The organism is Yokenella regensburgei (assembly GCF_051486985.1).
Classification (GTDB): Bacteria; Pseudomonadota; Gammaproteobacteria; order Enterobacterales; family Enterobacteriaceae; genus CBFFRJ01.
On record NZ_JAHVDV010000021.1, the window covers coordinates 1 to 23524 of the forward strand.

18 protein-coding genes and 1 pseudogene are annotated in these 23524 nt (G+C 54.9%); 9 read left to right on the forward strand and 10 right to left on the reverse strand.

Annotated elements, in window-relative coordinates:
* Both KXR87_RS15005 and KXR87_RS15010 read left to right on the forward strand, forming a co-directional pair.
* A pseudogene (locus KXR87_RS15005) lies at nt 1–171 on the forward strand (LysR family transcriptional regulator); the annotation flags it as partial.
* A gap of 817 nt (nt 172–988) precedes the next feature.
* Complete coding sequence (locus KXR87_RS15010; protein WP_437433036.1) at nt 989–2158, forward strand: multidrug effflux MFS transporter; 1170 nt, start codon at nt 989–991, stop codon at nt 2156–2158.
* Here KXR87_RS15010 and KXR87_RS15015 read toward each other — a convergent pair.
* Nucleotides 2133–3041, reverse strand: a complete 909-nt coding sequence (locus KXR87_RS15015) for a LysR family transcriptional regulator (protein WP_437433037.1) — start codon at nt 3039–3041, stop codon at nt 2133–2135. The genes KXR87_RS15010 and KXR87_RS15015 overlap by 26 nt on opposite strands.
* Before the next feature lie 150 nt (nt 3042–3191).
* Between KXR87_RS15015 and KXR87_RS15020 the strand changes: the two genes are divergently transcribed.
* Nucleotides 3192–3587 carry a (R)-mandelonitrile lyase gene (locus tag KXR87_RS15020; protein ID WP_437433038.1) on the forward strand — a complete coding sequence of 132 codons (396 nt, stop codon included), beginning with the start codon at nt 3192–3194 and terminating at the stop codon, nt 3585–3587.
* 42 nt (nt 3588–3629) lie between these two features.
* On the opposite strand, the gene KXR87_RS15025 is transcribed toward KXR87_RS15020, so the two are convergent.
* The 8 genes from KXR87_RS15025 to KXR87_RS15060 form a co-directional block, all read right to left on the reverse strand.
* A complete protein-coding gene (locus tag KXR87_RS15025; protein WP_437433039.1) occupies nt 3630–4583 on the reverse strand; it encodes an aldo/keto reductase in 954 nt (317 codons plus the stop codon).
* A gap of 273 nt (nt 4584–4856) precedes the next feature.
* Nucleotides 4857–5510 (reverse strand): MalM family protein, encoded by a 654-nt coding sequence (locus KXR87_RS15030; protein WP_437433040.1) that lies wholly within the window; start codon nt 5508–5510, stop codon nt 4857–4859.
* Nucleotides 5511–5536: 26 nt separating this feature from the next.
* On the reverse strand, nt 5537–6787 hold the full coding sequence (locus tag KXR87_RS15035; protein ID WP_437433041.1) for a carbohydrate porin: 1251 nt from the start codon (nt 6785–6787) through the stop codon (nt 5537–5539).
* 72 nt (nt 6788–6859) lie between these two features.
* Entirely contained in the window at nt 6860–8206 is a 1347-nt protein-coding gene (melB, locus tag KXR87_RS15040) for a melibiose:sodium transporter MelB (RefSeq protein ID WP_437433042.1), read from the reverse strand.
* A gap of 42 nt (nt 8207–8248) precedes the next feature.
* Nucleotides 8249–10363: an alpha-galactosidase gene (locus tag KXR87_RS15045; RefSeq protein WP_437433043.1), complete on the reverse strand. Its 2115-nt coding sequence runs from the start codon at nt 10361–10363 to the stop codon at nt 8249–8251.
* Nucleotides 10364–10638: 275 nt separating this feature from the next.
* Nucleotides 10639–13710: a beta-galactosidase gene (locus KXR87_RS15050; RefSeq protein ID WP_437433044.1), complete on the reverse strand. Its 3072-nt coding sequence runs from the start codon at nt 13708–13710 to the stop codon at nt 10639–10641.
* Between the two features lie 145 nt (nt 13711–13855).
* Nucleotides 13856–14932, reverse strand: a complete 1077-nt coding sequence (locus KXR87_RS15055; protein ID WP_437433045.1) for a LacI family DNA-binding transcriptional regulator — start codon at nt 14930–14932, stop codon at nt 13856–13858.
* Between the two features lie 199 nt (nt 14933–15131).
* Nucleotides 15132–16067, reverse strand: coding sequence for a LysR substrate-binding domain-containing protein (locus KXR87_RS15060; RefSeq protein WP_437433046.1), 936 nt, complete (start codon nt 16065–16067; stop codon nt 15132–15134).
* Between the two features lie 207 nt (nt 16068–16274).
* Between KXR87_RS15060 and nfsB the strand changes: the two genes are divergently transcribed.
* Complete coding sequence (gene nfsB / locus KXR87_RS15065) at nt 16275–16928, forward strand: oxygen-insensitive NAD(P)H nitroreductase (RefSeq protein WP_437433109.1); 654 nt, start codon at nt 16275–16277, stop codon at nt 16926–16928.
* Nucleotides 16929–16995: 67 nt separating this feature from the next.
* Here nfsB and KXR87_RS15070 read toward each other — a convergent pair whose 3' ends face one another.
* Entirely contained in the window at nt 16996–17940 is a 945-nt protein-coding gene (locus KXR87_RS15070; protein WP_437433047.1) for a LacI family DNA-binding transcriptional regulator, read from the reverse strand.
* Between the two features lie 294 nt (nt 17941–18234).
* On the opposite strand from KXR87_RS15070, the gene KXR87_RS15075 reads away from it, so the two are divergent.
* From KXR87_RS15075 to KXR87_RS15095, 5 genes are all read left to right on the forward strand, one after another.
* Nucleotides 18235–18549 carry a PTS sugar transporter subunit IIB gene (locus KXR87_RS15075; protein ID WP_437433048.1) on the forward strand — a complete coding sequence of 105 codons (315 nt, stop codon included), beginning with the start codon at nt 18235–18237 and terminating at the stop codon, nt 18547–18549.
* 11 nt (nt 18550–18560) lie between these two features.
* On the forward strand, nt 18561–19889 hold the full coding sequence (locus KXR87_RS15080) for a PTS sugar transporter subunit IIC (protein ID WP_437433049.1): 1329 nt from the start codon (nt 18561–18563) through the stop codon (nt 19887–19889).
* Nucleotides 19890–19903: 14 nt separating this feature from the next.
* A complete protein-coding gene (locus tag KXR87_RS15085) occupies nt 19904–21292 on the forward strand; it encodes a glycoside hydrolase family 1 protein (RefSeq protein ID WP_437433050.1) in 1389 nt (462 codons plus the stop codon).
* 6 nt (nt 21293–21298) lie between these two features.
* The gene (locus KXR87_RS15090; RefSeq protein ID WP_437433110.1) at nt 21299–21601 is read left to right on the forward strand and encodes a PTS lactose/cellobiose transporter subunit IIA; all 303 of its coding nucleotides are present in this window, start codon (nt 21299–21301) and stop codon (nt 21599–21601) included.
* 148 nt (nt 21602–21749) lie between these two features.
* Entirely contained in the window at nt 21750–23129 is a 1380-nt protein-coding gene (locus tag KXR87_RS15095; RefSeq protein WP_437433051.1) for a carbohydrate porin, read from the forward strand.
* The last annotated feature ends 395 nt before the right edge of the window (nt 23130–23524 follow it).

The following is a 23524-nucleotide window of genomic DNA, read 5'->3' on the forward strand; positions in this document are numbered from 1 at the left end:
TACTGCCATCAGGCCCTTGAGAAAGGGGAGCTGGTGCAGATCTTCCCGCAATGGCGCAGCGTGCCGGGGATTGTCCACCTGGTGTTCACCACCCGCAAAGGGCTGCCGCCCGCAGTCAGGGCACTGATTGACAGTCTGGCCACGTCGTTAGCGGCGTTAAAAAGGTTGTGATTCTGCCAACGTCGCCCCTCACCCCTGCCCTCTCCCCAAAGGGGCGAGGGAGAAAACCCATCCCACTTTGCTTCTCTGGAGCGGGAGAAAACCCGTCCCTTTGCCTCTCCGAAGAGGGAGAAAACCCGTCCCTTTGTCTCTTCGGAGTAAGAGAAAACCCGCCCCTTTGTCTCTCAGGAGGGAAAAACCACGTCGCAAAAGGCCGGGAAGGCCGCGTCGTTTGCGGCGTTAAAAAGGTTGTGATTCTGCCAAYGTCGCCCCTCACCCCTGCCCTCTCCCCAAAGGGGCGAGGGAGAAAACCCATCCCACTTTGCTTCTCTGGAGCGGGAGAAAACCCGTCCCTTTGTCTCTTCGGAGTAAGAGAAAAYCCGCCCCTTTGTCTCTCAGGAGGGAAAAAACACGTCGCAAAAGGCCGGAAAGGCCGCGTCGTTTACGGCGTTAAAAAGATTGTGATCCTGCTAACGTCTCCCCTCATCCCTGCCCTCTCCCCAAAGGGGCGAGGGAGAAAACCCATCCCACTTTGCCTCTCCGGAGTGAGAGAAAACCCGCACCTTGCCGCTCTGGAGGGAAAAACCACGTTGCCAGAGTCCGGGAAATAAGCAAAAACCTGTGTGAAAGCCGCAAACCGCGCGGGCGATCCCCTCGCCCCTTTGGGGAGAGGGACAGGGTGAGGGGATTCTATTCATGAACTCACCTCATAACCACAATATGATTTCGCGGGATTATCACCGCACCGAATCTCATTAAACTTATCCTCATCACGCACCGGTGCATTTCTCCCCTGCCGGTACATTCTGACGTAATTAATTGAGATCCTATGACTAAATCCACAAACGGGCCGCTGTTTGTCGCGATCCTGAGCGCGTTAATGGCGTTCACCTCACTGTCGACCGACATCTATCTTCCCGCCATGCCGGTCATGGCCGCTCAGTTGCAGGGCAATGTTGAACTCACCGTCACCGGCTTTCTTATCGGCTTTGCCTTCGCGCAACTGGTCTGGGGCCCCATCAGCGACCATCTCGGTCGTCGGTTGCCACTCTTTATTGGCATGGTGTTGTTCGTGATTGGCTCGCTGGGCTGCGCCCACTCCACCTCCATCAACGAGATTGTCTTCTGGCGCGTCTTTCAGGCGATAGGAGCCTGCACAGGGCCTATGCTGGCACGGGCAATGATTCGCGATCTCTTTAGCCGCACCCACGCCGCCCGGATGCTCTCCACACTGATGATTGTGATGGCGATAGCTCCGATAGCAGGCCCGTTGATGGGCGGGCAGATTATCCGCGTCACCACATGGCATGCCATCTTCTGGCTGCTGGCGGCGATTGGTGTACTGATGTTTCTGTCGCTGTGGCTGTTGCCGGAAACCCTGCCCGCAGAGAAACGCACCCCGGCCTCGCTTCGCGGCGCATTTCGTAATTACGGTGTGCTGCTGAAAAACCGCCTGTTTATGCGTTACGCCCTGTGCCTGACCTTCTTTTACGTCGCAGCCTATGCGTTTATTACCGGTTCGCCACGGGTCTACATCAGCTTCTATGGCATCGATCCGCAGTATTACGGCTGGCTGTTCGCAGTGAATATTATCGGGGTCGTGGGTATGAGCATGGTGAATCGCAGGCTGGTACAGCGGTATTCACTTGATATTTTGCTGAAGGCGGCCGTGTCCGTCGCGGCCTTCGCTGTGGTGATGCTGGTTGTGGCGGTGAAGTGGCACGTCGGTGGCATCGCGGCCGTGGTCGCCTGTGTATTTATCTTTTTCTCGATGAACGGGGTCATTGCCGCCACCTCGACCGCCGCGGCGCTGGATGAGGTGCCCACTATAGCCGGTTCCGCATCGGCATTAGTCGGTTCCCTGCAGTATGGCAGCGGCATTATTTCGTCTTCGCTGCTGGCACTGTTTAACGATGGCACCCCCTGGACGATGGCGTGGATCATGGCGCTCTTTACCCTCGCCAGCGCCGCGATTATCGTTCTGCCACGTCATCCTTAAGGCGCATCGCCTCAATAAACAGTGAAAAGGCGGCCGTGTGCTGGCGTCTGCTGGGGTAATAGAGATAGTAGCCGGGGAAGGGTTCACACCAGGCTTCCAGCACCCGAACCACGTCGCCACGCTCAATTTCTCTGGCAACCGCATCTTCCGGCAGGTAAACCAGCCCCACGCCGGAGACCGCCGCCTCAATGCGATGACGTAAGGCATTGATAGTCAGCTGTCCGTCAACCCGCACTTTCAGCTCCTTACCCTCCTTTGAGAACTCCCAGGGCAGCAGGCCACCGAGCGTCGCCATTCGCATATTAATGCAACGATGATGTTGTAGATCTGCCGGGGTTTGGGGTGGCGGATTGCGACGAAAGTAGTCCGGCGATCCGATAATCGCCATGCGCATCGGCGGGCTGACGGGAATAGCAATCATATCTTTTGCCACCGACTCGCCAAGGCGAATGCCGGCATCAAAGCGCTGGGTGACGATGTCCATCAGCGCATTATCAACGGTCACCTCTACGTTGATGTCCGGCCAGCGGACGAGAAAATCTTTCAGCACCGGCCAGAGCACCGCGTCCACCGCGTGTTCGCCCGCGGTGATGCGGATATTCCCGGCGGGGACGTCACGCATCCCTTTGAGGATGTTGAGTTCGGTTTCGATGTCGCGAAAATGCGGCCCGATGCGTTCCAGCAGGGTTTCTCCGGCCTCGGTGGGCGACACACTGCGCGTGGTGCGCGTCAACAGGCGAATCCCCATCCGCTCTTCCAGCCCGCGCATGGAATGGCTCAGTGCCGACTGCGATACCCCCAGTCTGGCAGCGGCGCGGGTAAAACTGCGCTCCTGAGCAACGACGAGGAAGGCGATAAGATCGTTAAAATTTTCTTTTAGCACGAGGGAGGTCCGGGGGTACGGGAAAGTAAAAAAGTATATATAAAATATTCATGAATTTGCCTCACAGGTCCTTTCTGATTTACCTGCTAACCCATTTTCGCCACGCTGCGTAAGCTTATTATCATGATATTTCGCGTTCCGGAGAAGCAAATGAAGATTACCCGCAGTGCATCCGTGCCCTCAGCCGCTGGCCCGCAAGATTACTTCACAGGTCGCGTACGTATCGACTCCCCTTTCAGTGCGCAACCCCCTGCCCGCGTCGGCGGTGCCATTGTGACCTTTGAGCCCGGTGCGCGCACCGCATGGCACACTCATCCGCTCGGCCAGACGCTGATCATCACCCACGGCAAAGGCTGGATCCAGTGTGAAGGCGAGGAAATTGAGGAGATGAATCAGGGAGATATCGTCTGGATACCGGAGGAGGTGAAACACTGGCACGGCGCAACGCCTGATAATGCCATGACCCATATCGCTATTGCCGAGTCACAAGATGGCAGCCCCGTCTCCTGGCTTGAGCAGGTGACTGACGAACAGTACCGCCGGTAAGCGCGAAAAGCACCTGACGCAACGCCAGGTGCGTTATCCGGTTTACTTGCCTGCGTTGTTCAGCGCTGCCATTTCATCGGCGGAGAGCGTCAGGGAAAGCGCGGTGACGAAGCTGTCCACCTGGGGAATTTTGGTCGCACTGGCAATAGGCGCGGTCACGCCCGGTCGGGCAATCAGCCACGCCAGCGCCACTTCTGCCGGTTTCACATCATGTGCTGCCGCTACCTCGTCGAGCGCATCCAGAATGCGGAAGCCACGGTCATTGAGGTATTTACCGATACCCTCGCCACGCTGGCTCTGGCCCAGATCGTTTTCGCTGCGGTATTTACCGGTGAGGAATCCTGAGGCCAGACTGAAATAGGTCACAACACCAATATTTTCCCGTATCGTCAAATCCTGCAATGCGCCTTCAAAGCTTTCGCGATTGTAGAGATTGTATTCCGGTTGCAGCACCTGGTAGCGCGGCAGGGATTTTTCATCTGCCACCTTCAGGGACGCCTGCAGTTGCTCCGCATTCAGGTTGGAGGCGCCGACCGCACGAATTTTCCCGGCCTGCAGCAGTTTTTCATAGGCGCCCAGAGTCTCTTCATAGGGCGTATCGTCGTCCGGCCAGTGGGAGAAATAGAGATCGATATGGTCGGTTTGCAGACGACGCAGCGAGTCTTCCACGGCCTGCGCAATCCAGCGACCGGAGAGCCCTTTTTTACCCGGTTCGCCAAGATCGGAACCCACTTTGGTAAACAGCGTCACTTTGTCCCGTGCGCCTGGTCGGGCCGCCAGCCATTTACCGATAATGGTTTCGGACTCACCGCCTTTGTTGCCGGGTGCCCAGGCGGAGTAGACGTCAGCGGTATCAATGGCGGTTAAACCTCTTTCCAGCAACGCATCCAGCAAACTGAAACTCTGCTTCTCATCGACGGTCCAGCCAAAAACGTTACCGCCAAAAACCAGCGCGGGGATCTGTAACCCTGTGGTACCAAGCGTTCGTAAAGTCATATATGAGTAACCTCAAGATGAAGGGCGGGCTGACGTGGGCGCTCCATGCCTGTTCAGCCAGGACAACAATGAGCGGTTCATCACTGAACCGGAACCCTGATTTTTGTGTGACTTAAACAATAGTCGCCTATCGTCACACATGGGGTTAGCAAAACGTGGCTTTTAGGGCTTATTAGATGGGTTCATGAGTTTTCGGGGATCTTAAGGGCTGCGAAGTGTCCGATAACGATAAATCCGCCCCAGGGCAAGGATTTATCGTCATCGGGTGGAAGGTTAGTTTCCTGTTACCGCATCAATCAACTCATTTGCCAGTTGGGTGAAGCGACTGACATGCACATGAATCGTTCCTTCTGCGCCTGCGATGGCATATCTGGCCTTCTCAAGCGGCGGTTCGACCTGCGTTTTTTTGGAATAAATTTCTGATTCCGCCACCAGCCTCAGGCGAGCGGGTTCAGGCTGCGCCACGGTGGAGATAACCAGCCAACGTGGAGCCTTCACACCCGGCTGAATCAGCATCCGGGCAAACAGACGATGGCTTTGCAACAGGGCAGGCTGACGATACTCAAAATCCGCGTATCCCAGCTTTTGCAACGGTTTCCAGTCGGCGTCATAAACCACCGCCTGAGCAGCGAGGAAACGATCGTCGTCCAGAGGGGTGGTAAATTCAAGCGTATAGTCGCCGTTGAATGCCGGAAGAGCTACCACCTGCGCGTGCGGGTTGCCATTGCCTTCGACAACGCGCGGGGTATTCGCGTCGAACGTCAGCGTCAGTGAGTATTTGCTGTTAAGGCTCTGTGCCGGAAGCTGGTCTAAGGTGACACAGCAATTGGCCGGGGTCACCACACCGATGTCGGGGTCCGTGGTGACGAGTTGCGCGCAGCCAGTCAGCCACAGCAGGCCTAACGCCATCGGGATAATCTTTTTCATAGTTCGCTCCTGAATTCTGTTTTCCATTACCACCAAAGCTCAAAGTTAAACCCAAAGGTCACTTCTTCTACGCTTCCCCGGTCGCTCTTCACCGGTGCGGCATATTTATCGTGGTCACCGTAGCGATTGAGGCGCTCCCACTGGGTATCGGAGTCTGACCAGGTAGCAAACAGACGCAACGCCGGACGTGCCCACACGCCTTTCCCTGCCTGAATCATCTGTGCAAGTGTCACTTTATACAGGTGGTTAACGCCTGCATTATTCTGCGCGTCAACACGCTCGTAGCCGAACTCCAGGGCGGTAGACAGGTAGTCGTTCCAGCTATACTGCGGACGCAAACCGGCACTGAACCAGGTCATCCCGGTATTGTTATCAAGGTTAATATCCTGCCAGGCTACCGAGTACATGCTCTGGATATTGTCGGTGAAGTTAATCTCGCCGTAGTTAAAGACACGCCAGCTGTCGCCCCCATGATCGACACCGGTATTGTATTTCATGGCACTGGCACCTTCTGCGCTCATCAGGCCACCCGCCAGCGCATCGCGCCCGTACTGTAAGGCGAGGGTGTTACTGCCCATCGACCAGGCCTGGCGATAGACAACCGACAGCATGGAGCCGTTGGTGGTGATGTTGCTCTCGTCGTAGCTGTCGTTCTGGGCGAAAACGTAGTTCAGACCCGTCGTAACGTCCGCATTATCGTTGATTTTCATCTCGCTCAGACGAAGGTCGATATTGTGCAGCGCACGCTGATCGGCACTGGACTCCGGCGCCAGCCAGGCCACGTGGCCTTTCGCAAAACCTAAATCAACGTTCTCGAGGCCAATACCGTTGTCGGAGACATCCCAGTATTTAATGTCGATCATATGCACTTCATGGCGCTGGTAAAAACGCTTACCGACCCAGATTTTGGCATCCGGTTGTCCCGGCAAAATATTGTAGACCGAGGCCCAGGTCTGCAACGTGCCCACGTCGCCCCAGGACTCTCCGCTGCCGATATACCAGGTAAAATCAAAAATGGCGTCAGTGCTGGTGGTGATGTCGGTTTTAAATCCGCCTTCCCACCAGTTCATTTCATTACCTAAACGATAATTACCAAAACCTTCTGAGGCGCGAATAACATCATTCAGTTTTCCTTTGCCCTCATTTCTGTCTTTGTTGTCAGTGTAGATATTCCCCCATTTTACATAGCCCATTGGGGTGAAGTTCTCGAGAGCGGCAGAGGCAGAAAAAGGCAAAGCTAACGCGAGCAGAGGTAAAAAACCACGGCGTATAATCATAGTAATTTCCATATTTTTTAATATTTGATTTTATTTGCCAGCAGTTCAGCGACTGCTGACAGGTATTACCGGTCAGGCACGTTTTTGCACTAATGCTTCCATGACCTCGTCATGATATTGACCGTTGAGTTTGTAATAGCGGCGATAAATAAAGAAGCTAGCGGCAACCAGAATAAAAGGAATACCGATCATTAACACCCGCATCCCAAATATGGTGCCCGGATCCTGCACCTCATTCGGCACGTAACCGATGACCGTCAGCCCGATACCAATCAGGAAGCCCGCGAAGGCTGAAGCAGCTTTGACAAGCATAGTCTGTACCGAGAAAATCACGCTTTCACTGCGCATACCGGTTTTATACTCGCCGTAGTCAACCACGTCGGCCAGCATCACGGTCGCCATTGCCAGCGAGAAGCCAGAGCCCAGTTTGAGCAGCGCACCAGACAGACCAACCAGGATGTGGTTTTCCGGCATAAACATCCCAGATAATAGCAAGATAGCGCAGCTTAACACCGGGAACAGGCAGGCGAGACGCCATACCGTTGGCCGGGAAACACTGGCCACCACTTTCGGGAAAAGCACCAGACCGGCAATTTCCGCCGCGCCCGCCAGCATCATAAATACCGGGAATAGATCCTTATTACCGATAGCATAGGCGAAGTAGTAAATAGCAAAACCACCCGCCAGCTGCATCGCCATGTTGAAGGTCAACACTATGCCAATCAGGGCCTTCAGCTGGTCATTTTTCGTGATGATATTGACCATATCTTTCAGGCGGATTTTGGGTTTGCTGATCTTCACGTCGACCACGTCTTTGACGTTCACCACGGTGATGATGGCACTGAAAATAAAGAAGATAGCAATTGCGATGCTGACGCGAACGAAACCGACAGCACTGTCACCCTCGCCCAGCAATTCAATCGCTTTCAGGCCGAAGGCACCCATCAGCAGCCAGGCAATACTAGCGAACAGACGCGGGATTACGACAATTCTTTCGCGCTCTTTCTTTTCTTTGGTTAATGACGGAATCATCGACCAGTAAGGAATATCCATCATCGTGTAGGTCATGCCCCATAATACATAGGAGATCGAGGCGTAAATATAGAGCCAGATGCCTTCAAATTCATGGGAAATAAATACGCCAACCATCACCACGGAATTGACAATAGTGCCAATTAAAATCCACGGGCGGAATTTACCCCAACGGGTTTGGGTGTTGTCGACAATGAGACCCATGATCGGGTCGGTTATCGCATCCCAGATCCTGGCGAATAAAAATAGCGAACCCACAAAGGCGGCAGAAAGGCCCACCACGTCGGTATAATAAAACATCAGATATAAATAAATAATTGAGCAGGCAAGATCTTTGCCCAGCGCTCCAATGCCATAGGAGAGCTTACTGGTATTGCTAATACTCATACAGGTCCCTTATTTTTTTATGGTAACAGGTCAGTGGTAATATTAAGGCCGCGCGTTAAGCAGCAGCAGCACGGCAGATTCGGGATCCAGTACCGGCATGGCCAGCCCGGCATGTTGCAGCCATTCGCCTGACAGCGTCACACCCTCCTCAACCCAGGTCGGTTGGGTGCTGACGATGCCGTCACGGAAGTTTTCGGCAGCGTCAATAACGCGCGCATCATATTCGCACTGCGGATCTAGCCCCTGAAGGCGCAGCGTTCCGCTCATGGCCCAGGTCGGCATGGCAATCTGGGCAATGGCAACCAGCGCCTGACGGCGGTCGGGCGAGACGATTGAGGTCAGCATCTGCGCCTGCGGATCGTCACTGTCGAGACGGTAAAGTGTGCCTGTATGAATGAGAGAACGGTATTGCTTATACAATTCGATATAGCGGCTGAAGCCGGCTTTATCTTCGTCCGAAGCCTTTAACGGATCCAGTTCGATCCCCAGATGGCCGAAGAGGGCGGTAATACCGCGGAAATGGATATCCGAAACCCGGCGGGTCGAGTGGCTCTTTTTCGCCCCGATGTGCGCGCCCATCACTTCCGGTGGGAAGAAGTAGCTGAAGCCGCGTTGAATGGTCTGGCGTTCGAGTGCATCGTTATTGTCCGATGGCCAGAAACGCTGCACATGGCGCAGGATCTCGTAGTCAATACGCCCCCCACCAGCCGCGCAGGACTCAATATCCACAGTCGGATGCTTCGCGCGAAGTTCTGCCATCAGCGCATACAGCCGTTCAACCTGGCGGGTCTGCGCCGGGCGTGCCTGATGCCCAGGCTGAACCACTTCACGGTTCATATCCCATTTCAGGTACGAAATAGCGTAACGGCTGAGCAGGGTATCAAGACGCTCTAACAGATAGTCAAAGACCGCATCGTTGCTCAGGTCCAACACATACTGGTTACGACCGATGGGCTGCTGATAGTCACTAAGTTGCAGTAACCAGTCCGGGTGGTGGCGATAGAGGTCGGAATTTTTGCTGATCATCTCTGGCTCAACCCACAAGCCGAAGCTCATGCCCTGTTTCAGGACGTGATCGATCACCGGCCCCAGCCCTTGCGGGTACTTTTTCGCATCAACAAACCAGTCGCCCAGGGCGGCTTTGTCGTCGTTGCGACCGGTAAACCAACCGTCGTCAATGATGAAGCGTTCCACGCCCATCTTCGCGGCTTCTGTTGCCATGTCCATGATGTACTGCGGCTGGTGGTCGAAATAGATTCCTTCCCAGGTATTGAGGTGAACCTGTCGCGGCTGCGCCGGGCTGAAGCTCAGCAGCTGATGGCGAAGGTGAGCGTGGAACTGCTGGCTCATACCGTTCAGACCCCGATCGCTCCAGGTGGCATAAAGCCACGGTGTCGCGATGCTTTCCCCGCTTTGCAACACCACTTCGCCCGGGACATACAGGGCTTCCGCCTGCAATACGCGACGACCATCGGCCTTAACGTCAATACGCATACGGTGGTTACCGCTCCAGGCGAAATGCGCGCCCCACACCTCACCGTGGTTTTCACTAAAACCTTCGGTACCGGCGATCAGCGCAGGATAGTGCTGGTGCGACGTGCGCCCGCGACGGTTTTCCTGCTGATAGCCGCCGTGCAGCAGGCTATGGCGGTGCTGCTGAAATTCATAGACCCAGCGGCCATAGAACGAGAGACATTCATTAGCGCGCTCTGGCAGGGGCAGGGTGATCGCGAGACGCGAGAGTTCATAAGGGCCGTTACCGGTATTGGTTAAGGTGTGGTTGATTTTGATGACGTCACTGTCGCAGTCAAACTGCAGTTGGGTATCAACCCGTAAACCGGCGGCGCGATCTTCGCTGTGGATCTGTAAACCTTCACAGCTCTCTTCGAAGCTGACGATGCTAAACACCGGCGACCAATGCTTCCCGCTCCGATGTCCTTCGATGCCAGGGCTGCCGAACAGGCCGCGACCATTTTCAGCCATCAGCGATACTGGCGTATCCACATCCAGCCTGCCGTAGGGGACGGCGCGAGCAAGGGCTGTTTTAACGGCATTAGACGGGGCTAACTTGCGACCCCAATAGAGGATCTCGCCCCCAGAGGCGGTATCGACGCACAGCGTAGAGGTATTTCCTGAAAGAAAGCGTGTTTGTTCCATCACATTGTCCTGTCACTATTCCTTATGATCGCGAAGACAGTAACACTCATTACAAAATGTAATTGTGACCGCTCACCCATTTGCTGTTATGCCATATATTTTTAAGAAAATATCAAGGCATTAAGGTAATGTTAACCTTCAATAAAAAATAATATGCCTTTGATATTAATGGATTATTTATAATTTGTGAGCGAAGAACAATTTATTGTAGTGTTGATGTGGGTCAGCGGGGCGATGGCGGCACAAGGGCCGCCATCGACTGACGAAGGGTGAGATTAACGACGCGTCCAGCACAGGCTGTAGTGGTAGTGCGGCTGTTGCAGCAAATACTCTTCAGACACGCTCGGGCTCCAGGAGTCGTCCCCGCCGATGCCCATATGGAAACCATCAATGTTCAGCCAGCTGCCCGGCTCTTCTTCCAGCAGGTGGCGGTGCGAGGTGTCACGCAACTGGGCCTGGCTGTAACGGCTGAGGTTGAACTGAAAATCGCCGGACCAGCAGTTTTCAGCGTATTCGAGGCGCGTCGTGCCGCAGCGCAGGCCGTTTTCGCTCGGGAAAACGTACGGGGTATACATTTCCGCTAACGGGCGCTGCCAGAGATCGTAGCGCGCTGAGTGACGGCGATCCGGGTAGTTTTCATGCGGACCCAGGCCCAGCCAGCTAACCTGTGACGCCACGTCCGCCAGCTGGCATGTCAGTCCGATACGCGCCGGAGGAGGCGTCCCCTGTGCAACGTCAACCTCCACATTGATCCGCAGCTCGCCCTGGCTATCAATTTCGTACGTTTTACGGCTAATAAATAGCAGCTTTCCGTGCCCCAGCCAGTGATGCACCGAACGCAGTTGCACTGAATGGGCCAGCGCGTCGGCATGCAGGCTCACCAGATGAGAGGTCATCGCATAATGACCGGCGGCTTTCCAGCGTTCTACCCAGGCGTTCGGGTCGATACGAGTGACTTCGCTGACGCCAATGTCGTTATCAAGTGGCGCACGTGTGAACTGATCCTGAAGCGGAGCCAACAGCAGGTTATGCCCGCGGCTGATCCATTGGGTCAGCAGGCCGCTGGCCCTGTCAAACTGCCAGCGCTCGTCGCCATGCTGAACCTCATAGCCTGTATCATTGCTCCTTAACAACGGCGCGCTGCCTTCGATGGACTCAGGCTCACCGGACAGTATGCCAGGCAATTGCCACTGCTCGCTGGCACAGAGATGGTTCGCATCGCTCCAGGCCGTGGCGGCAACCTGGCGCACCTCCACATTCAGCCAAAGCTGACCGCTACGGGTGACGGTCGGCAGATCCAGAGTGAACGTCTGCTGACCCTGCGGCGGGATAGCGAGGGCCATATCACCGCTGGCGAGGGATTCGCCATCCAGCTTAAGCGACCAGAACAGCTGTTCGTTATCGGTGGAACGGAACAGATACTCGCTGGTGACCTCCAGCTGGTTACCCGCCAGCCAGCGGAACTGGAAAAACTGCTGCGCGTGACGTGCTTCATACAGCGAAGGGTGCGGCGTGCGATCGGCGAACACCAGGCCATCCATGCAGAACTGGCGATCGTTCGGCGTGTCACCAAAGTCGCCGCCGTAGGCCGAGAAGACAGTGCCATTCTCATCACGTTTGTTCAGTGACTGGTCTACCCAGTCCCAGACGAATCCGCCCTGCAGTCGCGGATACTGGCGGAAGGCCTGCCAGTACTTATGGTACCCCCCGAGGCTATTGCCCATGGCATGGGCATACTCGCAGAGGATCAGCGGGCGGGTCTCTTCGGGCATGCCAACCCACTTTTTAATTGACCATTTTGGTACCTGAGGGAAGGGCTGGTCCTGGTCGACACGAGCATACATCGGGCAAATGATGTCAGTGGCCGGGCTGTTGGCACCGCCGCCTTCGTACTGCACCGGGCGCGTCGGATCGTTGGATTTGATCCAGCGATAGAGCGCGTCATGATTGTCACCGTGACCCGACTCGTTGCCCAGCGACCAGATAATAATCGACGGATGGTTACGATCGCGCAGCACCATGCGGGTAACGCGTTCGATCATGGCCGGGAGCCAGCGCGGATCGTTGCTCAGGCGGTTCATCGGCACCATGCCGTGGGTTTCAATATTGGCTTCATCCACCACATACAAACCATATTCATCGCACAGCCGGTACCACTGCGGGTGGTTCGGGTAGTGGGAGCAGCGGACGGCGTTAAAGTTGTTCTGCTTCATCAGCAGGATATCCTGGCGCATCGTCCCGATATCCATCACTTGGCCGTTGTCCGGGTGATGCTCATGACGGTTCACGCCGCGAACCAGGATCGGCTGGCCGTTAACCTTCAGCAAACCGCCGCTGATTTCCACCTTTCTGAAGCCGGTATCGTAGGCTTCCGCCTCAATAAGCGCGCCCGCCTGCTTCAGCAGCACCACGGTGCGGTAAAGGGTGGGGACTTCCGCACTCCAGAGCGCCGGTTTTTCTACCGCCATGCACAGGGTGGTGCGATCCTCATAGCGGCCGCGTTCGTCAATAATCTCACTCTTAAGAGGCTGCTCTGCTTCGGTCACCAGCTCATCGCCGCGCCACAGCTGCACCGCCACGTGCGTGTCATCGCTAATCTCACCTTCGACCACAACCTGCGTTTCAAGGGTGGCTCGAGTGAAATCGTCGTTAAGGTGCGTGGCGATCTGTACATTCGCCAGACGCGTGTCAGGTTTATGCAACAGGGTAACGTCGCGGAAAATACCGCTCATGCGCCACATGTCCTGGTCTTCCAGGTAGGTACCATCACTCCAGCGCAGCACCATCACCGCCAGACGGTTCTCCCCGGCGACCAGCACCTGGCTAAGATCAAACTCCGAGGGCAGGCGGCTGTCCTGAGCGTAGCCAATCCACTGTCCGTTACACCACAGATGGAACGCCGAATTTACGCCATCGAGGATAATGCGGGTTTGCCCCTTCTCAAGCCAGGCAGGGTTGACATTAAATGTGAGCGAGTAACAACCGGTCGGATTTTCCTTTGGAACAAAAGGAGGATTAACCGGGATTGGGTAGGTTACGTTGGTATAAATTGGCGCGTCGTAGCCTGCCATCTGCCAGTTAGACGGGACTTCAATGCTCTGTGCGTCGGGCAGATCCTGCTCCAGCCAGCTTTCCGGTACCGCTTCAGGCTGCGTAAAATAGCTAAATTGCCAGCGTCCGTTAAGGATTTGTCTGGCGGGCGACAGGTTATTCAGGCGGCTATCCTCAGCCGTGCGCCAGCTGGAAAATGGCGGATGAGCAGCCAGGATATTAAGCTGGGTGACGGCGGGGTTTTCCCAGTCGCGGCGGGCAAGCACAGCGGCTAAAGATAGCGGATTCTGACACATAGTCTGGGTTCCTTGTTTAATTTTGTTATTCGCTCACAATTTAAATTACTATGCGAAGATACCCGAAGTTTGTAAAGCCCCATCACAGGATAAGGTGATGGGATTCACAATTAAAATGCCCCGGCGGTGGGGCTGTAAGGAGGGGTTATTTCAGGCGAGCGACCTGGCGGGCCAGACGTGCTAACTCTTCGGAAAGATGCTGCGGCGAGATGGCTTCCGATTGCGGTTTGCTCGTGGTTTTACGCTCAATCAGGCTCACCGGCAGCAGCTCCGAGGCGGTCTCTTTCCCTTCAATTAAGGCCAGCAGACGCTCGGTGCTCACCTTACCCAGCGTTTTAAAGTCCTGCTTAATGGTGGTGAGTGGTGGCGTAAAGCAGGCGCTGTCTTCAGTGTCATCGTAACCGACAACCGACACCGCACTCGGCACCGCCAGGCCAAACTCCGAAAGTGCGCGCAACGTCCCAAGGGCCATCTGATCGTTGGCCACCAGAATGGCGGTCGGGATGATCCCTTCATTCAGGAGACGGGTCACGTGCTGATAGCCAGAAAGCGAACTCCAGTCGCCGTGCATCACCGCCACGGGTTCGAGTTGATGAGCAGCCAGATATTGCAGCCAGCCTTCGTAGCGCAGGCGCGCAGAGATTGAGCTTTGCGGCCCGGCCAGCAGGGCAATCTGCTGATGCCCGAGCGCCACCAGATGCTCCACACCAAGCCTCGCCCCCATCAGCGGGTCGAAGACAATATGGTGCATCTCGCTAGAGGGAGAGGCATCGAGAAACAGCACTGGAATGGCGCCGCACAGTCGCATAATTTCCTGGGTGTGCTCGTCTTCCATAGGAATGTTGACCAGGATGCCGTCCACACGCTGAGACAGCAGCTGGTTGACGGCTGTTTTAGTGGCTTCCAGCCCCGGCTTCTCGGTCATGGATATCACCACATTGAAGTGTAACTCACTGGCACGCGATTTCACCGCTGCCACAATCTGCGACGGTGCATGCAGGGCCAAATTGCTAGTGGCAAAACCGAGCGTATGGCTCAGTTTGCCAGCAAGTTGCTGCGCCATACGGTTAGGAATGTAGTTCAGCGCATCCATCGCTGCTTCAACCTTAAGGCGTGTCTTCTGTGAGACATGGGCGGCACGGTTGATGACCCGGGAGACGGTCTGGTAAGAAACGTTGGCATTTTCGGCCACGTCGTAGAGGGTTACAGACTTCGGTTTCATGCCGGGAATCCTTGCCATTCATCGTTATGAAGATGTCCGCCTGGCGGCGAAAATAACACGGAATATCATAACATCAGTCGGCTAAGGGCAGTAGATTGACAACGTGACGCGTACCTAATTCTGGCCTGAAAATAGCGCCTGTTGTCCACAGGCAATCATCCGTTTACGCCATATCGATTCGGATATGCTGATGCGATAATTAGCGCGGTGAGCGAAAGAGAGACAGCGTTTTAAGCTGCGCGGTTATCGCACGCAGCGGCTCGCGTAGCGTGCTGTGCAGCTGACGAATCGCCAAGGAGAACTGCTTACGGTGCGGGCAAATCAGGTTCAGCGGTGCCGCCTCACCAGGCTGCTCCGGCAGGAGCACCTCAAGACGGCCAGCCTGCACATCCTCACTGATATCAATCCAGGATTTATAAACTATCCCCATGCCATCGATGGCCCACCGGCGGGCAACGTCGGCGTCATCGCACAGCATCCGGCTTTTTACAATCAGCTGGCGACGCATCCCGTCCTGCGGAAAACTCCATTTGTCATAGACGTGGCTGTTCATGGTGAACAGCAGGCAGTGATGGTTAACGATATCGTCGAGGGTCTGCGGCCTGCCATGTTTCGCCAGGTAAGCGGGGGAGGCCGCCAGTACCCGGCGGTTATCTTCCGCCAGCGGCAGTGCCACGTAGCTGCTGTTATCCAGCACGCCATAACGAATGGCGATATCCACCGGATCGCGAAAGACATCGCTGATCTGGTCCGAGAGCGATAAGCGCAGCGAAATTTTTGGATGCTGTTCGCAAAAACGGGTAATGAGCGGTAACAGCACGTTGCGGCCAATATCTGAAGGTACCGCCACGCGCAATTCCCCCTGGAGGTCATCTTCACTGCTGTGCAGGCTTTCCGCACCTGCCTGCACCACGGCGAGCATCTCCTGTGCGAAAGGCAGGTACTTTTCCCCTTCTGACGTCAGACGCAGGCTGCGGGTGGAGCGCACAAACAGGCGTTTGTCGAGCGTGCGCTCCAGCCGATGGACGGCAGCACTGACCTGCCCCGGCAGCAGGCCTGCTTCCCGCGCCGCACTGGAAAAACTGCCCAGCGCGGCAGAACGAACGAATAAGGTGACATCTTCCAGGCGGATCATGACGGCTCCCTCGCCGGATCATAAGAAGCCTCTTTTGTGCCAGAAAACGTCCGCGCCGCACAGAGGGAACGGCGTTATTTTCACTGCGGGTGTGAAAGTGCTGCTTAATCAGGGCAATTTATCTCACCGTCGTTTGCGTTTATTCTCGGCACACCAGACGGGGCGGTACGCCCCTCGATTTTTCATTTTTGCGCCAGGAGAGAGATGATGACTTTAGATGATGCAGTGGTTGCCCGTCATACCGTGAAGGCTTTTGAACCCGGGAAAACGCTACCCCAGGATCTGATTGATACCCTGCTGAACGTGCTGCATAACAGCCCTTCCTCGGTGAACTCCCAGCCGTGGCATTTTGTGGTTGCCTCCACCGTAGAAGGCCGCGCCGCCATCGCGAAATCCACCGCCGGCGCCTTTATTTATAACGAACCTAAAGTGCTGAATGCGTCCCATGTGATTGCGCTCTGCATGCGTACCGACATCACTGAGGAGCATCTGCAAAACGTGCTCGCTCAGGAGAGTGAGGATGGCCGTTTCGTGGCGGACGGTGCGCAGGCCGGTCAGGACAAGAGCCGTCGCTCCTATGTGGATATGCACCGCTATGAATCACGTGATGTGCCGCAGTGGATGGAAAAGCAGGTTTATCTGGCCCTTGGGGGCCTGCTGCTGGGTGCCGCCATGCTGGGTATTGACGCCACACCGATGGAGGGGTTTGATCAGCGCGAGCTTGACCTGTCTCTTGGCCTGCGTGAAAAAGGGCTGACCAGCGTAGTGCTGGTATCCCTGGGATATCGCAGCGAGAAAGATTTCAACGCAGCACTGCCAAAGTCCCGCCTGCCGCGTGAAGCGGTGTTTACCTTTATTTAAAGACTGTTTGTCGGGGGGCATTCTGCCCAGCAAAACAAAAGCCTCCTGATGGAGGCTTTTTTCAGGGTTAGCGCTCAGGAATAATCAGATCCCCGCGCACCACGCAGGCACCCAGCACGCTTTTGGTTTTTTCATTCAGCCATGCCACGATGCGCGCTGCCATAGCATCCATGGAGTACTCAATCGCCGGAATTTTCGGAATACCCGGCAGATGCAGCGAACCAGCCAGACTAAAGACCATGATGTCGCCCGGAACCGATTTATTAAATGCCTGCAACTGCGGGATCACGCGCTGGGCCTCTTGTTCATCGGCCACCAGCAACGCATTGAAATTCAATGTTGTCGCGTTATTGAGCAGCACCTGGAGCGCCACCGATGACGAGGTGTCATCCATAAACACGAGGTTTCGGTTAAACGGCAGGAAATTGTTTTCCAGCGCGTGCTTATAACCGAGCAGCACCTGGTCGGCAGAACCACGGGCATCGGGGTGGATCAGCGCGATTTGCCGACGTCCCTGACTAATCAGGAAATTACAGGCCGTCTCGGCGGCGAAGGCGTGATCAAACTGGATACTGTTTGGCGTGTCAGCTTCGGCACAATCCACCAGAATGACGTTTTCCTCGTTAATATCGAGCGGGAAACGCGCACCAATGATCAGGATGTCATCGCACAAACCGCAGGTGAGCTCGTCCAGGGCATTCATCACGCCCGCTTTGGTATTTGCAAAGCGCAGCAGCAGGTGTTTTTGGCTCTGACTGAGGTGTTTTTCCAGCGCGTAGAGATAGCCGGTTGTCTGGTTAATGTTTTCCTGAGCGCAAATAACGCCGATGCAGCCTGTTGACTGGCTGAGTAAGGACTGGGCAATCACATTGGGCCGGTAATTCAACTCATCAACCGCTTTCAGTACGGCGAGGCGACTGGCTTCCTTAACCCCGCGCGAACCACTCAACACCCGTGAGACTGTGGCTTTCGACACCCCAGCTAAACGTGATACATCGTTGATTGTAGACATCTTTCTCCCCTGGCAGGCGACATGCTCGCGCCTGCAAAAACCAAGTACCACAACGGCTCATAATATAACCATTCGCAGTATATCCTTTTCTTTTTTTCATGGAAACCGATTTTCCGTTTTGCCGCTTTGCTATCAAAAAGCCGCCCAATTCCGTGAGCTGAATCCAGAAAAAAGAGCTTATATGATCGAGACTTTGATGACTATCACACTTCCTTTGCGATCAAATGGAAACCGGTTTCCATATGTTATCCAATCATCTCCGCAATAACTTTTTACATTCGAGGATGGTCAACGATGTTCAGGATTATGTTGTGTTGCTCCGCAGGGATGTCCACCAGCCTGCTGGTGAGAAAAATGTTGGATGAGGCGAAGGAGCGGAATTTACCGGTCGAGATCGACGCCTTTGGCGTTGCCGAGTTTGATATGCAATTCCCGCGATACCAGGTTGTGCTTCTCGGACCGCAAGTGAAATATATGTTAAACACGCTGTCAGAAAAGGCCGCTGCCGCCGGCATCCCCGTGCAGCCCATCAATCCGATGGACTACGGAATGCAGCGTGGCGATAAAGTTCTGGACTATGCCCTGTCGCTTATTGAAGCGGCGCACTAAAAGGTGAACCCATGAGTTCGTTATATCAGTCTATGATTGGCGTTATTGAGCAGTCCATTACTCCGCTGGCGGGCAAGCTGGGACAGCAGAAATACGTTATCGCCATTCGCGACGGCTTCACGGCCGCGCTGCCGTTCATGATCATCGGCTCGTTTATGCTGGTCTTTATTTTCCCGCCGTTCTCGCCGGATACCACCAATGGTTTTGCCCGTGCCTGGCTGGATTTTTCCACGCAGTACCGTGAACAACTGATGTTGCCGTTTAACCTCAGCATGGGCGTGATGACATTCTTTATCTCGGTGGGGATTGGCGCCAGTCTGGGTCGTCAGTTCAGTCTGGATCCGGTGATGACCGGTTTGCTGGCGTTTATGGCATTTCTGCTGGTGGCTGCGCCCTATCATGAAGGGCAGATTTCAACGCAATATCTCTCCGGTCAGGGCATCTTTACTGCACTACTGACGGCAATTTACTCCGCTCGCGTTTACGCCTGGCTCAAGCAGCACAACATCACCATCAAGCTGCCAAAAGAGGTGCCAACCGGCGTTGCCCGCTCGTTTGAAATTCTTATCCCGGTGCTGGTGATTATCGGTACGCTGCACCCGCTGAACCTGTTCATTGAAGCCCAGACCGGCATGATCCTGCCGCAGGCAATTATGCACCTGCTGGAACCTCTGGTTTCTGCCTCTGACTCCCTGCCAGCGATCCTGCTCTCAGTGCTGTTGTGTCAGATTTTCTGGTTTGCTGGTATCCACGGCTCGCTGATTGTCACCGGCATCATGAACCCTTTCTGGATGGCGAACCTCTCTGCTAACCAGGCGGCCCTGGCCGCAGGTGCGGCACTCCCGCACGTCTATCTGCAGGGTTTCTGGGATCACTACCTGCTGATTGGCGGCGTAGGCTCCACGCTGCCACTGGCCTTCCTGCTGCTGCGCAGTCGCGTGCTGCACCTGCGTACTATCGGCAAGATGGGCGTAGTACCAAGCTTCTTTAACATCAACGAACCGATTCTGTTCGGCGCGCCGATCATCATGAACCCGATGCTGTTCCTGCCGTTCGTCTGCGTCCCGCTGGTGAATGCCGTTCTTGCCTACGGTGCGACCCGTATGGGCTGGCTGGCGCAGGTGGTTTCGCTGACGCCGTGGACGACACCTGCACCTATCGGCGCTTCCTGGGCGGCCAACTGGGCGTTGAGTCCGGTCGTCATGTGCCTGATTTGTATGGTGATGTCTGCCCTGATGTACCTGCCGTTCCTGCGTGCTTATGAGCGCACGCTGATGAAAACGGAAGAACAAAAAGCGCAGACCAGCGCACCGATGGCGGAAACCGTCGGCAGTAACTGAACAAGGAGAGAAGCATGAAATACGCATTTCCTGAACACTTCTGGTGGGGCAGCGCCTGTTCTGCACTCCAGACGGAAGGGGAAAGTTCGCAGGGCGGGAAAAGCGCGACAACCTGGGACGCCTGGTATGCCAGCCAGCCCTGGCGCTTCCACGGTCAGATTGGGCCGCAGGAGACCTCGACCTTCTGCCAGCACTGGCGTCAGGATATCGCTTTGTTAAAACAGCTCAACCACAACAGCTTTCGTACCTCGTTGAGCTGGGCGCGGCTGATTCCCGATGGCACGGGTGAGGTAAACCCACAGGCGGTGGCCTTTTATAACGACGTCATCAATGAGCTGCTGGCGCAGGGGATCACGCCATTTATTACCCTGTTCCACTTCGATATGCCGATGGTAATGCAGGAGAAAGGAGGCTGGGAGAGCCGTGAAGTGGTAGATGCCTTCAGCCGTTACGCGCAGATTTGCTTTGAGCTTTTCGGTGATCGGGTTAATCACTGGTTCACCTTTAACGAGCCGATTGTGCCGGTGGAAGGCGGCTATCTGTATGATTTCCATTACCCGAACGTGGTGGACTTCAAACGGGCTGCTACCGTCGCGTACAACACCGTTCTGGCACATGCCAGCGCTGTTCGGGCATTTCGCGCCGGCCACCACGGCGGTGAAATTGGCATCGTACTGAACCTGACGCCCTCCTATCCGCGCTCGCAGCATCCGGCAGATGTGAAGGCCTCGCACTATGCCGATCTGCTGTTTAACCGCAGCTTTCTCGACCCGGTTTTGCGTGGCGAGTATCCCGCGGATCTGGTGGCGCTGCTCAAAGCATACGACCAGCTTCCCGCCTGTCGGCCAGAAGATGTGGCGCTGATTGCGGAAGGGAAAATCGATCTGTTAGGCATTAACTACTATCAGCCGCGCCGCGTGAAGTGCCGGGAAAATGCGGTTAATCCGGACTCCCCGTTTATGCCCGAATGGCTGTTTGATTATTACGAAATGCCGGGGCGCAAAATGAACCCGTATCGTGGCTGGGAAATATACGAACCCGGTATTTACGATATTCTGGTTAACCTTCGTGATAATTATGGCAACCCGCGCTGCTTTATTTCTGAAAATGGCATGGGCGTCGAAAACGAACAACGCTTTATTGAAAATGGTCAAATAAACGATCAATACCGTATTGCGTTTATTTCCGATCATCTCAAATGGCTACATAAAGGGATCAGTGAGGGATGTAATTGCCTTGGTTACCATATGTGGACATTTATTGATAACTGGTCCTGGTGTAATGCATATAAAAACCGCTACGGTTTTGTGCAATTAGATCTGAAAACCCAACAACGTACCATTAAGAAAAGCGGCGAATGGTTTACTGCCACCGCAGGCAATAATGGTTTTGATGAAGAGTAAATGAAAATGGTCGCATTAGAAGAAGCGGTAATGGAAATTATCGTTAACGCCGGTCAGTCACGCAGCCTGTGCTTTGAAGCCCTGCGTGAGGCCCGTCTGGGTAACTTTACCGAAGCGAATAACTTGCTACGTGAAGCCGACGGTTATTCACGCCAGGCGCATCAGATGCAAACCAAATTGATTGAACAGGATGCCGGGGAAGGCCGGCAGCCTATGACATTAATTATGGTACATGCGCAGGATCATTTAATGACGTCATTACTGGCGCGCGAATTATCGGAGGAGATTATTCATCTTTATCAGCGTTAAGCGTGGAGAAGTGATTACGGTAAATTAGTTTAATCTGTACCCAAATTAAAAATAACAAAATCAGCTTGTTTTGATAAAGGCATGTTGTTCTGTCTCATCAGGACGGGATGGTTATTGTCTGAAAATAACAAACTATACTGAGATAATCATGAAATTAAATAAAACACTTCCAGTGGCGCTGGCGGTTGCGGCTGCACTTTGCTCTGGTTCGGTGATAGCACAAGAATTTACTCAGGAACAAATTGACGCCATCGTCGCGAAAGCGGTGGATAAGGCCCTGGCGGAACGGCAGGCCAAAATGGACGCCGCAATTAACAAAAAAGCGGATGTCATAACGGAACCAGAAACAACGGCACAAACGCCGGATCTGGCCATTCCCTACGGCGTGAAATTCAGCGGCTATGCCCGCTATGGCGCGCATTATCAGACCGGCGATCAGAAATACGTGGGGGTCGACGGCTCTTATAACGGCTCCTCCGCCATTGGTCGTCTGGGCAACGAAGGCAACGGCGGCGAATTCCAGCTGTCCAAAGCCTTCAGGAGTTCGCACGGTGCCATCTGGGACGTCAACGTCATGTTTGACCACTGGGGCGATGAAGTGAACCTGAAAAAAGCCTATGCGGGCGTCACCAACCTGCTGGAATCCAACCCTAATGCCTATTTCTGGGCAGGTCGTGACTTCCACCAGCGTCCGCAGCAGGGCATCAACGACTACTTCTGGATGAACCACGACGGCCAGGGCGCCGGGGTAAAAAACTTCGACATCGGCGGTGTTCAGTTTGACGTCGCTACCGTCGCCTCCGTCGAGTCCTGTAATCCTGAAATGATCGATGAAGGGGATAACCCGTCACGTATCTCCTGTACCGGTGGCTCCGGCACGGGCGATAAAGGTAACTATGCCGTTACCTCAAAAGTGCATGGTATGAAGGTTGGTCCACTGGATCTGGAAATCTACGCCAACTATGGCTTCGACTCCAAAGCTATCGATCGCGATGAGCGTCTCAGAGCCTGGCAGGGCGGCGTGGTCCTGAGCCACACTAACGACAGCGGCGTGAACAAGGTGATTGCCCGTTATTCTGATAACTCAGATAACAGCGTTTACAACAAAACCGACGATTTAACCGCTATTTACGCCAGCTTTGAGGGGTTGCATAAGTTCAGTCGTCAGATGCAGGTGGAGTATCTGCTCGCCTTCCACGACTACGACAACAGCGCGATTAAGACCGACAACCGTAAGAACTATAACGCCATCGTGCGCCCGATGTACTGGTGGAACGATGTTCACTCCACCTGGCTCGAACTGGGCTGGCAGAAAGTCTCTTATGACAATGGCGGCGATAACAATGGCTGGAAAGCGACCCTGTCGCAGAATATCTCTATCGATATGGGGCCGGAATTCCGTCCGATGCTGCGCTTCTACGTAACCGGTGGTGAGGTAGACAATAAGCGCACCGCGCGCGTGAACGGAACAGACGACACCACGCTGGATTCGCTCAACATCGGCGCAATGTGGGAAGCCTGGTTCTGATTGCCTGGCTTCTTTCAGCAGCGCCAGCATTGTGTCATGAAATAAATCTGTGACAGCGATGACTGGGTCCGGCTGAAAATCGACGACGCGTATCCGTAAGGCCGGGGCGCCGCGCAGGGATGCGCGGCGAGGGCGGCTTTACAGGGACGTTTCCTCCGCCCGTCCCCGATAAGCCTGGAGGATTAAGCGTTGTGGACCGCGCAGCGGCGATTTTCGTGGCCGGGAGCCCGGGTCGCCAGGGTGGTGGCGGTGAACCACCCTGGCACGTTCACGGGTTCTGGTGTGACAGAGAAGCAAAGAACATAAGGTGAACGGAATGACCATCATAGCCGCATATTCCCCTCACCCTGACCCTCTCCCCAAAGGGGCGAGGGAATTGTCCCTGCTCGCATTGT